Source organism: Arthrobacter sp. 1088 (assembly GCF_031455315.1).
GTDB lineage: Bacteria > Actinomycetota > Actinomycetes > Actinomycetales > Micrococcaceae > Arthrobacter.
This window is the reverse complement of sequence record NZ_JAVDSM010000014.1, coordinates 16,188-29,933: the sequence shown is the minus strand read 5'-3', so window position 1 is coordinate 29,933 and position 13,746 is coordinate 16,188. Positions and strand designations below refer to the sequence as shown.

Here is a 13,746-nt window from a genome sequence, read left to right as displayed (position 1 = left end):
CTAACTTCTGCGTGACTTGCTTCCAGTTGAAAAGTGTTGCTTGGATGGGGCGATGACCACCACAGAAGCTGATCAGACGCCCCTTCCTGACAATGACACGGATCTGGAGACCAAGTCCGGGCCTCGCCACGCTGCGACCATCGCGCCCGAACCCACGGATGAGAACGTGTGGTTGGAGGACATCCACGGCGAAGAACAGCTGGCCTGGGTCCGGGAACAGAACGCGCGAACCGAGGATTTGCTGGAGGACGCAGACTACGCAGCGGTTGAAGCCGGCATCCTGGAGGTCCTGGATTCGACGGACCGGATCGCCATGGTGAACAAACGCGGCGATTTCTACTACAACTTCTGGAAGGACCAGGAGCACCCCAAGGGCCTTTGGCGCCGCACTACCTGGGAAAGTTACGTCTCCGAGGCTCCCGAATGGGACGTGTTGCTGGACATCGATGCCCTCGCCGCAGCAGAAGGCGTCGAATGGGTGTTCCATGGGGCCGGGTTCCTTCGTCCTTCGGACGGGGACACGTACCGCTTCGCGATGGTTTCGCTGTCCCCCGACGGCGGTGACGCCAACCGGCACCGCGAGTTCGACGTCGAATCCCGCACCTTTGTTGACCCTGCCGCCGGCGGATTCGATCTGCCCACGGCAAAAGGCAACGTGAGTTGGCTCGATGCGGACACACTGCTTGTCTCCAGTACGGCAGAAGGGTTGCCTGCAACCACCTCCTCGTACGCCCGGACCGGCGTGAAGCTGCGTCGCGGCCAATCCCTCGCCCAGGCAGAGCGGATCTTCGACATCCCCGAAGACCACATGCTGGCCATCGTGGCCCATGACTCCACCCCGGGCTTCGAACGGACCTTCGCCGTAGACTACATCGACTTCTACAACCGCAAGACGTGGCTGCTTCGCGACGACTCATGGCTTGAAATCGATGTGCCCACCGACGTGAACATCATTGCCCACCGAGAATGGCTGATGCTCCGCCCGCAGAAGGACTGGGACGTTTCCGGCGTTACCTACGCGGCCGGTTCCCTGCTGGCCGCTGACCTCGAGGGCTACCTGGCTGGATCGCGCCAATTTGTGGTGCTGTTTACCCCGGATGACCACACGTCGCTGCAATCGTGGAGTTGGACCAAGGACTATCTGCTGCTCAACGTCCTGCGCGACGTCTCTTCCGAAATCAGGGTGCTGGACCCTTCCCGCGTCGATTCCGACAGCAGCTGGGTTGCCACCGTCCTGGACGCGTGCCCGCCGCTTCACGACGTCAATGCCTACGCGGTGGACGACGAAGATGAATCCGGAGCCGGAAATGACTACTGGTTGGTCGCCACCGGTTTCACTACGCCCACTACCCTCACCCGCGGCACCCTCACTGCAGGGCCGGCGGGTTCGTCTGTTGCCGGAGCAGCTGCCGGGGTCACCAGCCAGCACGCCGTGGTGAAGCGATCGCCGTCGTTCTTCAATGACGGCGACTATGAGGTCCAGCAGCATTTCGCTGTCTCGGCGGATGGGACCAAAGTCCCCTACTTCCAGGTGGCATCCAAGGACCTGGTCCTGGACGGACAAAATCCCACGCAGCTCTCAGGCTATGGCGGATTCGAAGTTTCCCGCACCCCCGCCTACAGCGGCACCATTGGCAGGGCTTGGCTGGAGCGTCGCACGTCCGCTGCTGCCTTGGCTGACGGTCCCGGCTCCCACACCCGTGGCGGTGTGTACGTTGTGGCGAACATCCGTGGCGGCGGCGAATACGGGCCCTCGTGGCACCGGGCAGCGCTGCAGGAAAAGCGGCACCGAGCCTACGAAGACTTCGCCGCCGTGGCACAGGACCTCATCTCCCGCGGCGTGACCAGCCGCCGTCGACTCGGCTGTGTGGGCGGCTCAAATGGTGGGCTGCTGGTAGGCAACATGCTGACCCAGTACCCGGAACTGTTTGGTGCAGTGTCCTGCGGCGTGCCATTGCTGGACATGCGCCGCTATACCAAACTCTCTGCCGGATATTCATGGATCGCCGAGTACGGAGACCCGGATTTGCCTGAGCAGTGGGAGTTCATCCGGACCTTCTCCCCCTATCACCTGCTTCACGACGGCGTCGAATACCCCGAAACCTTCATTTGGACTGCGACGTCGGATGATCGGGTAGGCCCCGTCCAAGCCCGAAAGATGGCAGCTCGGATGCAGGCAATGGGTATCCCGAATGTCTGGTTCCACGAGGCACTCGAAGGCGGACATGCCGGCGCCTCGGACAACAGGCAGGCAGCCGCCCTTCAAGCCCGGAGCAACCACTTCCTGTGGCGTGTGCTGGCCGGGAGCAACTGAGGTTCCGTTTCGATGGCCCATTGCACGCAAGGTCCTGCGAACGGTCCCGCAGGTAGCGAGCCATCGAAATGGGCAGCCGATTGAAGGCGGTTTTGCACTAGACGGCACGTTCTGCGTATCCTTGGTGGGCTAGCAATAGCAAATGGAGACGTGCCAGAGCGGCCGAATGGGCTTCACTGCTAATGAAGTGTGGGGCACAACTCCACCGGGGGTTCAAATCCCCCCGTCTCCGCGAATTGGTCCCGGTTTTCGAACCGGGACCTTTTGCGTTAACCCGGGCTTTACCCCAAGCCCTGTGCCCGCGCCGGTCTAGCTGCGCTTCGCCCCGTGGCTGACTTCCGCGCCGGCATGCCGCTGCAGGGTCAGACTGTCCACTGTACTGACCAGCATGAGGACAGCCATGGCTATGAAAGCCCCCTTGTAGGCTGCTACCTGGTCAACCCCGAGCACATCCGTGGACTCGAACAGCCTCAGGAACAAGGCCCCCACAGCGATCCCTGCCGCAGCTGCCAGCTGTACGAGGGTCGCAGAGATGGCGTTGGCCGAGGGCAGCTGCCCCGGGACGATGTCGGCATACTGCACGGACGCGTAGGCCGAGAAGCCTATGGATCGGAAGGCACCGCTGAGCAGCAACAACGCGAAAATGAGGGGCTCGGGTGTTTGGGCATTCAGGAACGCACACAAGGCAAACGTCACAGCCGACGCGAAGGATGCAAAGACGAGCACCGGTTTGAACCCGAAGCGCCTTATCAGGGGTGTGGTGGCCGGCTTGATCCCGATGTTGCCCACGAAGACTGCGGCTACCATGACCCCGGCCTTCAAGGGATCCCACCCAAATCCATCCTGGAACATCAGAGGCAGCAGGAAGGGAACCGAGCTGATGGTCAGCCGGTAAATGAAACCGCCCGTGGATGTCGCCCTGAAAGTCCTGGTGCCAAATACGCTGAGGTTGAACAGCGGAACCCTTGCTTTGCTCATCCACCAGACCGCACCTGCGAGGGAAACCAAGCCGGCAGCCACCACCACAACAGCCAGCAGATTCGATGCGTGTCCGCCCAGCGTTTCCAGCCCCACCACAAGGGAACCCACGCCCAAGGTAGTCAGCAAGAGGCCAAACCAGTCAAGACGGCGGTTGGCATCAAATTGAGTCCGCGGAACCAACCTCAGTGCCGCAATGAAGGCAGCCAGGCCGAGGGGGACGTTGATGATGAAGATCCAGTGCCACGACAGGAAAGTCGTGAGGGCGCCCCCCACCATGGGAGCCAAAACGGGGGCAAGAAGGCCTGGCCATACCAAGTAGGCGGTGGCACGCAGAAGTTCGGATTTGGGCGTACCCCGCAAAACCACCAGGGTGCCCACGGGAACCATCATGGCGCCGCCTGCCCCCTGCGCCACCCGACTCAACGTCAGCATGGTCAAGTCGGTGCTTACTGCGCAGAAAAGGGAAGCAATAGTGAACACCGAAATAGCCAGACAGAATATCCTGCGGGCGCCAAACCGCTCGGCAAGCCAACTGCTCAAGGGGATCCCCATGGCCACTGTCACCAAATAGGCGGTCATCGTGATGTTGATGTCAGCCGGTGCCACCCGGAAATCGGCCGCAATGCTGGGGATGGCCGTGGTGAGGATCGTTCCGTCAAGAAACTCCATGAAGAACGTTGCCGCCACCAGCAGTGCCAAACGCGGCCGCCAACTGGTTTCATTGGCCGCTTCGACGTCGGTGTTGCTCGGTTTTGTGCTCATGGTCCGGTCCAAGTCTTGTCTAATCGCCTGCAGCAGCAGGCGCGCGTGTTTGCTCGATCCTCGTATTTGCTCGATCCTATAGAGGCACCGTGGGAGCGTTCACAACATGACGGTTTTCAGCGCACTTCCTCGCCTTGAAGCACTGCCCCGGGTTGAGCGAATCGCCGCCTGCGCCCTACCCCGCCTGTGCCAGGGCGAGCGGCAGTACCGCACCTACCCCGGACCGTCTGAGCGCCCTCGCCGCAACAGTCAGTGTCCAGCGGCTGTCGATGAGGTCGTCTACCAAGAGGACAGGTTGGTCACCAATGCCTGCCAGTGCCTCTGCCAATTGCGGGCCGACCGCCAGACGGTCCCATACTCCCGAGAGCCTGTAAGCGCTGTTGCCTCCACGGGATCCTGTGGGCCCGCCGTGCTCTGGATGCAGTTGACCCAAGTACGGCATCCGCCCTATGCCCGCGATCCCCTGCGCCAGTGAATCCACAAGTTGTGGTTTGCTCCTTGAGGGAATGCTGACGACCGCCGCCGGGCGCCCCGCCCCGCTCCAGGCGGTTCCGCCGTCGGCCCCTGACCATTCGCGCAGAACCTGAACGCAGGCCTGCAGCATCGCGGGGTCCACTGCCCTATCGGGTGCCCCGGCGGCAAAGAGCTCGCGGAGCGCGCCACCCCAGCCCAAGTCCGTCAGCCTTGCCAGCACACGGCCTTCGGAAATGCTTTCGTCCGGCTTGATCTTGCCTTTGACTCCCACTCCCAGCCTGTCCATTCCGCTGGGCCACTGGAGCCGCGGTTCCACCACGATCCCGGCGCGACGGAGCGTCTGGCCTGCTGCATCAACGGCAGCCGCTGCAATGTCCACTGGGAACCAGCGTCCAGCACAGTTGTCACAACGGCCGCAAGGGGCGGCAGTCTCGTCGTCGAGCACAGAGGTGATGTACTCCATGCGACAACCTGCAGTGTCCTGGTAAATCACCATGGAGTCCTGCTCATCCACCCGGGCCTCCGCGATGCGCGCGTAGCGCTCTGCATCGTAGGTCCATGGCCGTCCGGTAGCACGCCAACCGCCGCCTACGCGTTCAACTGCCCCGTCAACGGCCAAGACCTTAAGGAGGAGTTCCAGAGGCGTGCGCCGAAGGTCCACGCGTGCTTCGAGCGCCACCGTGGACATGGCCGCGTTGGCCTCACCAAGCACCCTCAAGACGGCGTCTGCCTTTTCAGCTGAGGGCATGGACGCCGTGGCAAAATACTGCCAAATTTCGCGGTCCTCGGAGCCTGGAAGCAACAGGACGTCGGCGTTGGCTGCACCTCGGCCGGCTCGACCAACCTGCTGGTAATAGGCGACCGGCGAGGACGGCGCCCCGAGGTGAATGACGAAGCCAAGGTCCGGTTTGTCGAATCCCATCCCCAACGCCGAGGTGGCCACAAGCGCCTTGACTTGATTGTCCTTGAGGAGTTGTTCTGCCCGCTCCCGATCGGCAGGATCAGTCCGGCCGGTATAGGACAAGACATTGTGTCCGGCCTCGGAAAGAAGCCGGGCAGTATCCTCTGCGGCTGAGACGGTCAGCGCGTAAATGATTCCGCTACCGGGGAGGTCCGCCAGGTGCGTCAGCAGCCACCCCAGGCGATCGCGGGAGTCGGACAAGTTCAAAACCCCGAGTCGCAGCGACTCGCGGCCCAGCGCACCCCGGATGGTCAGCACTCCGGCGCCGAGTTGTTCCTCGATATCGTGGACAACGCGGGAGTTGGCGGTAGCCGTGGTGGCGAGGACCGGAACCGAATCGGGCAGTTGGGCAATGAGATCCGCGATGCGCCGGTAATCGGGCCGGAAGTCGTGGCCCCAATCCGAAATGCAGTGGGCTTCGTCGATAACAAGCAATCCGGTCCTGCGGATCAGCTCGGGCAACTGGTTCTCCCTGAACGAGGGATTGGTGAGGCGCTCCGGCGACACCAGGAGAACGTCCACCTCGTCAGCTGCCAACTGGGCCAGGACAGTGTCCCACTCAAGCGCGTTGGCTGAGTTGATGGCCACAGCCCGGACTCCCGCCCGTGCGGCGGCCGCTACTTGGTCCCGCATGAGCGCGAGCAGAGGAGACACGATCAGCGTGGGACCCGCACCCCGCTGACGCAGCAACAAAGAGGAGACGAAGTAGACGGCGGATTTTCCCCAACCCGTGCGTTGGACCACCAAGGCACGGCGCCCCGCGTCCACCAATGCCTCAATGGCCTCGAACTGGCCGTCATGGAACTCTGCCTCGGGGTGCCCCACAAGCTCACGAAGACAAGCCAAAGCCCTCTGGCGGGTAGGGGATTCCACGGAAACAGCGGCATTTTGGGAGTTGTTGGCCATGGACCCAGTATTCCAGCAGCCCCTGACAGCCATAACCGGTGGCCCCGGCTATGTGGAAAGCGGTGTGCCAGGACCGGCTTTTCCACATAGCAGCTTCCCCCGTTCATGCTCAATTGCGCTGCCACAGTAGGATTGAGCCCGTGACTAGCGAGCAGAACAAGAACTTCGACCTCTCGGCATCCTTCAAGGCGTATGACGTCCGGGGCATCGTGGGGGAATCCATCACGGCTGAAATCGTCGAGGCAGTCGGTGCTGCCTTCATCGACGTTTTGGGTCTTGAAGGTGAAACCGTCCTTGTTGGCGGAGACATGCGCCCGTCCTCGCCGGAGTTCAGCCAGGCCTTCGCGAACGGTGCTGCCACCCGGGGCGCCAACGTCCAATTGCTGGACTTGATCTCCACTGACGAGCTCTACTACGCCTGCGGTGCCTTGAACGCAGCCGGTGCCACGTTCACTGCCAGCCATAACCCGGCCGAATACAACGGCATCAAAATGGCCAAGGCAGGGGCTCAACCGATTTCCTCCGAGAGTGGCCTGAAGGAGATCCAGGCCCTCGCCGAGCATTACCTGAACGAAGGCACCATCCCCGCGGCAGCGACGCGCGGGCAGATCGGTGTCCGGGACGTGCTGAAGGACTATTCCCAATACCTGCGCCAGCTGGTGGATCTCTCCGCTTCCCGGCCATTGAAGATCGTCGTGGACGCCGGCAATGGCATGGCCGGGCTGACCACCCCTGCTGTGCTTGGCAACAAACTCCTCCCTGCCCTGCCGTTCGAGATCATCCCGCTCTACTTCGAACTGGACGGCTCGTTCCCGAACCACCCGGCCAACCCGCTGGAACCAGAAAACCTCCGTGATCTCCAGGCCGCCGTGATCAAGCACGGCGCCGATATCGGCCTTGCCTTCGACGGCGACGCTGACCGCTGCTTCGTGGTCGACGAAAAGGGCGAGCCCGTCTCCCCATCGGCGATCACGGGCATGGTGGCACGCAGGGAGATCGCCCGAGCCCAGGCATCCGGGGAACAGACCCCGGTGATCATCCACAACCTGCTCACGTCCAAGGCCGTTCCCGAACTCGTTGCCAAGGACGGCGGCCGGGCAGTCCGGACCCGCGTCGGGCATTCCTTCATCAAAGCTGTGATGGCCGAAGAAGGTGCAGTATTCGGCGGGGAGCACTCGGCACACTTCTATTTCCGTGATTTCTGGAATGCGGACACCGGCATGCTCGCCGCGATGCATGTCCTGGCGGCCCTGGGCGAGCAGGACGGTCCGCTGTCCGAACTCGGGCGCCAGTACGAGCCCTACGTCTCCTCCGGGGAAATCAACTCCGAGATCGAAGACAAAGCAGGCGCCATCGAGCGGGTCCGCCTCGATTTCCAGAATGATGACGTCGAAATAGACCACATGGACGGCAGCACCTTCAGCGCCAAGGACGGCAGCTGGTGGTTCAACCTGCGCCCCTCCAACACGGAGCCGTTCCTGCGCCTGAACGCCGAAGCCAAAGACCTGCCCACCATGGAAAAAATCCGCGACCGCGTCCTGGCACTGGTCAGGGCATAAGGACAGGCAAACATGAGCGAGCAGCCAATCGACGAGGCCGATTCCACCGGGACCGTCCAAGAGCGTGAACTCCGGGAGATTCTGGGGACTGCACTGGGGACTGCCCAGGAGCACATTCTGCAGAACGGCGGCTTTCTCCCCTTTGGCATCACGCTTTCACACGAAGGCGAGGTGCGGATTGTCATGGTTTCTCCAGGCGAGCCGGACGAGGACGGCCACATTGACGCGGGAGCGATGTTGACGGACGTCCAGGAATTACTTCGCCAGGGTCGCAACGATTATCGGGTCGTGGCCATCGCAAGTGATGTCGCGCTGCCCGAGCATGGCTCGGATGGCATCCACGGCACCGCCGAGCACCGGGATGGCGGGGTCATGGCAGCAGTCATCCCCTACGTCCACACAGCCGACGGTTTCTCCTTCGGCGCCCTTGAGCCGGACACCCACGAGCCCTCGCTCTGGGTGGACTAGACCTGACTACGTAGGCTGATCCCATGAAAATCAACGCGTTCGCAGATGTGAGCCTCCGCGCCGTCATGGTGTTGGCGTCCGCCCCTGAGGGCACGTTGCTGACTACCCAAGCTGTTGCCGACGCCGTGGGCACTCCGTATAACCATGTCAGCAAGGCCATGGTCCGATTGCGCAGCCTTGGATTGATTGATGTGGAACGAGGCCGCTTGGGTGGATCGCGCCTGAACGAAGCGGGACGCCAAGCAACGGTTGGCCAGCTCCTTCGCCACTTGGACAGCCGGCAGGATCCCGCCGAATGCCAGTCCCCCACCCATGACTGCCCCCTCATCACAGAGTGCGGTCTCCGCCACGCAATGAACCGGGCCCGCGAAGCCTTCTATCGTGAGCTCGACACCGTCGTCATCTCGTCCCTGCCTCATGCCCGGCAGATGAATCCGGTCTTCCAAACAATAGGCCTCCGACCCGAATTCAGGTCCCCCGCAACCCTGCCCTGACGGCGTCCGGACCGGATCGCGATCCGATTTGCGCATCTTTTCTACAAGGAGTAGAAATTGAGGTGTAAATACAGGCATTCGAAATGCTTGTATTGTGACGGTTCGAATAACCCACCGGACCCCTACCCGCAGGAGAATCATGCTCTCGGAAAAATCCCGCCCGATTATTGAAGCCACGCTTCCCCTGGTTGGCTCGCGTATTGGTGACATCACCGCCGACTTCTACAAGCGCCTCTTTGCAGCGCACCCTGAGTTGCTCGATGGACTGTTCAGCCGCTCCAACCAGCGCTCGGGTGATCAGCAACAGGCACTCGCCGGGAGCATCGCCGCCTTCGCCACCCACGTCGTGAACAACCCCGGCACGCTCCCGGAAAAGGTCCTGGCCCGGATAGCCCACAAGCACGCCTCATTGGGCATCGCCGAAGAGCAATATGGAGTGGTCTACGAGCACCTCTTCGCAGCAATCGCTGCCGACTTGTCGGACGTTATTACACCTGAAATCGCCGAGGCCTGGACGGAGGTCTACTGGCTCATGGCAGACGCCCTGATCAAGCTTGAGAAGGACCTCTACGCCTCCCAGTCAAACAATAAGATGTGGATGCCTTGGCGCGTGGTTTCCAAAGTACCGGCTGGCAAGGACGCCATGACATTCACCTTGGAACCTGCCGACGACACTCCGGTAACACCGGCCCTTCCCGGCCAGTATGTGAGCGTCAAGGTCGTACTCCCTGACGGCTTGCGCCAAGTGCGGCAGTATTCACTGTCAGGCGACGCCGGGACCAGCCGGACCTTCACCACCAAGCTAAACGACGGCGGCGAGGTATCCACCGCCCTGCATACCGCCGTCGAACCTAACGATGTGCTCGAAATCTCCAACCCTTCTGGCGAGATCACCCTCAACGACGGCGAAGGACCGGTGGTGCTCGCGTCGGCGGGGATCGGGTGCACGCCTACAGCCTCAATCCTGCGTTCGCTGGCCGAGGCCGGCACAGATCGCCAGGTTCTTGTCCTGCACGCCGAACGTTCCATGGACAGTTGGGCATTGAGCGGCCAAATGACTGCAGACGCCGCAAGCATTGACGCCGAACTGCAGCTCTGGCTCGAATCGCCTCAGCCCGGCAATGAAAGGCACCGCGTCAACGCAGGCTTCATGTCCCTGAGGGAAATCGACATGCCCGCGGACGCTTCCTTGTACCTCTGCGGGCCGTTGCCTTTCATGAAGAAGATTCGCGACGAAGCGATCGAGGCCGGCATCCCGGCCACCAGTATCCACTACGAAGTTTTCGGCCCCGACGTTTGGCTCGCGAACTAAGGCGGGGCGGCAAACCCCTCTTAGACGCCGAAAGCACGACGGCGGCCCGTCACCTTTGATGAAAAGGTGACGGGCCGCCGTCGTCTTAAGAACGCCGTTGTCCTTAAGAGGTCTAGCCCAGACGGCTCTTGAGGCCGTCCAGCTCGGACTGCAGCGCCGCGGGGAGGGACTCGCCGAAGTTGGCGAACCATTCCTCGATGGATGCAAGTTCCGTTTCCCATTCGCCGGCGTCAACGCGGACGGCCGCCTCGACTTCGGCCGGCGTCATGTTCAGGCCTTCAAGGTCGATGGAGTCGCCGGTCGGAACGAAACCGATCGGCGTTTCCACAGCGTCCGCCTTGCCTTCGAGGCGTTCGATTGCCCACTTGAGTACGCGGGCGTTGTCACCGAAACCAGGCCAGGCGAAGCCACCATCAGCAGTGCGACGGAACCAGTTGACCAGGAAGATCTTGGGCAGGCGCTCCGGGTTGGCCTTGGCGGACAGGTTCACCCAGTGGTTCAGGTAGTCGCCTGCGTCGTAACCGATGAACGGCAGCATTGCCATGGGATCGCGGCGGACAACACCGACGGCGCCAGCTGCAGCGGCCGTGGTTTCCGAGGAAAGCGTGGCACCCATGAAGATACCGTTGGACCAGTCGCGGGCCTCGGTGACCAGCGGGATGGTGGTCTTACGGCGTCCGCCGAACAGGATCGCGGACAACTCCACGCCGTCCGGGCTGAAGTACTCTTCGGCGAGCATGTCGATCTGGTCGATCGGCGTGCAGAAACGGGAGTTCGGGTGTGCAGCCGGGGCGTCGGAGTCCGGAGTCCACGACTCGCCGCGCCAGTCGGTCAGGTGCGCCGGAGTTTCCTCCGTCATACCTTCCCACCAAACGCCGCCGTCATCGGTCAGCGCAACATTGGTGAAGATGCTGTTGCCCTTGGCGATGGCACGCATGGCGTTGGGGTTGGTGCCCCAACCGGTGCCCGGGGCGACGCCGAACAGGCCGGCTTCGGGGTTGACGGCGCGGAGCTCGCCTTCCTTGCCGAAGCGCATCCAGGTGATGTCGTCGCCGAGGGTCTCGACCTTCCAGCCCTTGATGGTGGGGTCAAGCAAAGCGAGGTTGGTCTTGCCGCAAGCCGACGGGAAGGCAGCGGAGACGTAGTAGGTCTTCTGCTCGGGAGAGGTCAGCTTGAGGATGAGCATGTGCTCGGCAAGCCAGCCCTCGTCGCGTGCCATCACCGAGGCGATGCGCAGTGCGTAGCACTTCTTGCCCAGCAGCGCGTTTCCGCCGTAGCCGGAACCGAAGGACCAGATGGAGCGCTCTTCGGGGAAGTGGACGATCCACTTGTCGGTGTTGCACGGCCACGCGACGTCGGCCTGGCCGGGTTCCAGGGGTGCGCCCAGCGAGTGGAGGGCCGGCACAAAGAATGCATCGGTCTGCGTGATGCGGTCCAGGACGTCCGAGCCGATGCGGGCCATGATCCGCATGGAAGCTACAACGTAGGCGGAGTCAGTGATCTCAACGCCGAACTTGGGGTCCTCTGCATCCAGGTGGCCCATGACAAAAGGAATGACGTACATGGTGCGGCCGCGCATGGAGCCGGCGAACAGTCCGCGCAGCTTCTGCTTCATTTCGGCCGGAGCCATCCAGTTGTTCGTGAACCCTGCGTCGCGCTCGTTCTCGGAGCAGATGAAGGTCTGCTCTTCCACACGGGCAACGTCGGCGGGGTCGGAGAACGCCGCGAAGGAATTCGGGAACGTTTCCGGGTTCAGCCTCTTCAGGGTGCCGGCCTCAACCAGTTCGTCGGTCAGCTTCTTGTTTTCTGCTTCGCTGCCGTCAACCCAGTGGATGCGGTCCGGCTGAGTCAGCTCGGCTACTTCCTCAACCCAGGCCAGCAGGCGTGCATGCGTAGTAGGTGCCTTCTCAAGCAGCGGCAGTCGCGCCAGATCGCCCATTGCGGTTCCCTTCCTCGGGTTCAGTGGTGTGTCCTAAACGATAGGGGTCGCGGACCAGACCAATCCGTTGTCAGACGTCAGATGTCCAGTGGAGTCGAAACGAAAAACCCCTAGAATTCAGGGTTTCAGTTTCAGGGGACGGCGTTTTAAGTGAGGAAGGTCACATAGACCGGTCTAGTTGCGTAGATTACAGCTTTTCGATTTGGAACTTCACATGAACTTCTGTAAAGTTTATTGAGGTTCGAGGGGGTCAGAGAAACAGACCGCCGAGAATCACGCGAAATGCGCCCATAGCTCAGCTGGATAGAGCGTCTGTCTACGGAACAGAAGGTCAGGGGTTCGAATCCCTTTGGGCGCACAGATAGAGACCCGCACCGGTTCGCCGGTGCGGGTCTTTTGTTTTGCCCGCCGTGGCCCAACTACGTAGCAGTTAAGCGCGTTTAGACCGCTCAAAACGTGCTCTAATGCGACCCAGTTGGGTTACGCGGCAGGGAAGGTGAGCCACGCAGGAAACGCAAAGGGCCGCCGTCGTACTTTCCGAAAAGTACGACGGCGGCCCTTGCCGTATGTGGGGACGCTTACTCCCCCACTGCCTCGCTGATCCGGCGCCGGATGCCGTCGAAGTGACGGTTGAGCAGCTCGGCCGAGAGCACCTTGTCTCCCGCTGCAACGGCGGCATAGATATTCCGATGGATGGCGGCCGTCTTGGCCAGGTCCTCGTTACCTGCGCCGATCTCTACGTGGATCTTCCGGTACACCTTCCAGAAGACCCCCATGAGGTTGATCAGCAGCTCGTTGTTTAGGGGTTCGAATAGTCGGCGGTGGAACTCGGCGTCGGCCGCCACGAAGTTCTCACCGGCGGCGGCGAGTTCTTCCATTTGCTTCACCGATTCCTCGATGGACGCCAGCTGCTCCTTGGTCATCACATCGATGGAGGAGCCGATCAGCCCGGACTCCAACGCCTGCCGCACGTCCACCAGCTGCAAGGCTTCGAGTCCCTGGTGCCGGAGGGAAAGCCGGCCCCGGAATGTCAGGCCATCAGCCAAGGCATCGAAGTTGCTGGGCGCCACGAACATCCCGAAGCCATGGCGGATCTCGATCACCCCCAAGGCCTGCAGCACTTTCAGGGACTCACGCAACGTATTGCGCCCTACGCCCAGGGCGACTGAAAGCTCACTCTCCGTGGGCAACGGGTCACCCGCCTCGAGCTCGCGCTCAAGGATGAGTTCCATAATGTCCGACTGCAATGCACGCAGCCGGGCCTGTGCACTGAACCGCGCTTGCGGAACGACACCGGAAGTTGTCATGGCGCTCTCCTTGCCGATGCACTCTTCCCCTCAGAGGCTTGTGAACCTCGGACGCAGAAGTAGTGCGGTGTTAATATTGAGGCGAGCTTGATGCTCACCGCAGAATGAGTGACTCGCAACATACAATATCGGATGTCCCACCTCCTTGATAGGTATGTCTTCGGAATTCCTTGAGAATTCCGCATTCAGGCGCCCTGGCGGCGAGGAACCGGACGGTTCCCGGCTTCCCGGGCAGCCTCACCGTGATCCACTTCTCACTTGACGTCCCC

General features: G+C 61.9%; 9 protein-coding genes and 2 tRNA genes. 7 read left to right on the top strand and 4 right to left on the bottom strand.

Annotated elements, in window-relative coordinates; genetic code table 11:
- The first annotated feature begins 52 nt into the window (after positions 1-52).
- Both J2Y41_RS19465 and J2Y41_RS19460 read left to right on the top strand, forming a co-directional pair.
- Positions 53-2,314, top strand: a complete 2,262-nt coding sequence (locus tag J2Y41_RS19465; protein WP_309930959.1) for a prolyl oligopeptidase family serine peptidase — start codon at positions 53-55, stop codon at positions 2,312-2,314.
- A 144-nt stretch (positions 2,315-2,458) separates the two neighbouring features.
- Positions 2,459-2,546, top strand: a tRNA-Ser gene (locus tag J2Y41_RS19460).
- A gap of 77 nt (positions 2,547-2,623) precedes the next feature.
- Here J2Y41_RS19460 and J2Y41_RS19455 read toward each other — a convergent pair.
- Together J2Y41_RS19455 and J2Y41_RS19450 are read right to left on the bottom strand one after the other, a co-directional pair.
- Positions 2,624-4,057 carry an MFS transporter gene (locus tag J2Y41_RS19455; protein ID WP_309930957.1) on the bottom strand — a complete coding sequence of 478 codons (1,434 nt, stop codon included), beginning with the start codon at positions 4,055-4,057 and terminating at the stop codon, positions 2,624-2,626.
- A gap of 175 nt (positions 4,058-4,232) precedes the next feature.
- Positions 4,233-6,398, bottom strand: a complete 2,166-nt coding sequence (locus J2Y41_RS19450; RefSeq protein ID WP_309930956.1) for a RecQ family ATP-dependent DNA helicase — start codon at positions 6,396-6,398, stop codon at positions 4,233-4,235.
- 140 nt (positions 6,399-6,538) lie between these two features.
- On the opposite strand from J2Y41_RS19450, the gene J2Y41_RS19445 reads away from it, so the two are divergent.
- The 4 genes from J2Y41_RS19445 (at position 6,539) to J2Y41_RS19430 (ending at position 10,231) form a co-directional block, all read left to right on the top strand.
- The gene (locus J2Y41_RS19445) at positions 6,539-7,957 is read left to right on the top strand and encodes a phosphomannomutase/phosphoglucomutase (RefSeq protein WP_224166469.1); all 1,419 of its coding nucleotides are present in this window, start codon (positions 6,539-6,541) and stop codon (positions 7,955-7,957) included.
- A 12-nt stretch (positions 7,958-7,969) separates the two neighbouring features.
- Positions 7,970-8,425, top strand: coding sequence for a hypothetical protein (locus J2Y41_RS19440; protein ID WP_309930953.1), 456 nt, complete (start codon positions 7,970-7,972; stop codon positions 8,423-8,425).
- 23 nt (positions 8,426-8,448) lie between these two features.
- Positions 8,449-8,919, top strand: a complete 471-nt coding sequence (locus tag J2Y41_RS19435; RefSeq protein WP_224094402.1) for an Rrf2 family transcriptional regulator — start codon at positions 8,449-8,451, stop codon at positions 8,917-8,919.
- A gap of 139 nt (positions 8,920-9,058) precedes the next feature.
- Positions 9,059-10,231 carry a globin domain-containing protein gene (locus J2Y41_RS19430; protein WP_309930951.1) on the top strand — a complete coding sequence of 391 codons (1,173 nt, stop codon included), beginning with the start codon at positions 9,059-9,061 and terminating at the stop codon, positions 10,229-10,231.
- Between the two features lie 112 nt (positions 10,232-10,343).
- Here the strand turns inward: J2Y41_RS19430 and J2Y41_RS19425 are convergent, their stop codons facing one another.
- Complete coding sequence (locus J2Y41_RS19425) at positions 10,344-12,170, bottom strand: phosphoenolpyruvate carboxykinase (GTP) (protein WP_224094400.1); 1,827 nt, start codon at positions 12,168-12,170, stop codon at positions 10,344-10,346.
- A gap of 284 nt (positions 12,171-12,454) precedes the next feature.
- Between J2Y41_RS19425 and J2Y41_RS19420 the strand changes: the two genes are divergently transcribed.
- Positions 12,455-12,528 (top strand) — tRNA-Arg (locus tag J2Y41_RS19420).
- Between the two features lie 220 nt (positions 12,529-12,748).
- Here the strand turns inward: J2Y41_RS19420 and J2Y41_RS19415 are convergent.
- Positions 12,749-13,477: a FadR/GntR family transcriptional regulator gene (locus tag J2Y41_RS19415; RefSeq protein ID WP_309930948.1), complete on the bottom strand. Its 729-nt coding sequence runs from the start codon at positions 13,475-13,477 to the stop codon at positions 12,749-12,751.
- Positions 13,478-13,746: the final 269 nt, after the last annotated feature.

Bases quoted from the DNA above. Each gene is read 5' to 3' on its own strand.
- J2Y41_RS19465 (WP_309930959.1), top strand. From the start codon at position 53: ATGACCACCACAGAAGCTGATCAGACGCCCCTTCCTGACAATGACACG.
- J2Y41_RS19455 (WP_309930957.1), bottom strand. From the start codon at position 4,057: ATGAGCACAAAACCGAGCAACACCGACGTCGAAGCGGCCAATGAAACC.
- J2Y41_RS19450 (WP_309930956.1), bottom strand. From the start codon at position 6,398: ATGGCCAACAACTCCCAAAATGCCGCTGTTTCCGTGGAATCCCCTACC.
- J2Y41_RS19440 (WP_309930953.1), top strand. From the start codon at position 7,970: ATGAGCGAGCAGCCAATCGACGAGGCCGATTCCACCGGGACCGTCCAA.
- J2Y41_RS19435 (WP_224094402.1), top strand. From the start codon at position 8,449: ATGAAAATCAACGCGTTCGCAGATGTGAGCCTCCGCGCCGTCATGGTG.
- J2Y41_RS19430 (WP_309930951.1), top strand. From the start codon at position 9,059: ATGCTCTCGGAAAAATCCCGCCCGATTATTGAAGCCACGCTTCCCCTG.
- J2Y41_RS19425 (WP_224094400.1), bottom strand. From the start codon at position 12,170: ATGGGCGATCTGGCGCGACTGCCGCTGCTTGAGAAGGCACCTACTACG.
- J2Y41_RS19415 (WP_309930948.1), bottom strand. From the start codon at position 13,477: ATGACAACTTCCGGTGTCGTTCCGCAAGCGCGGTTCAGTGCACAGGCC.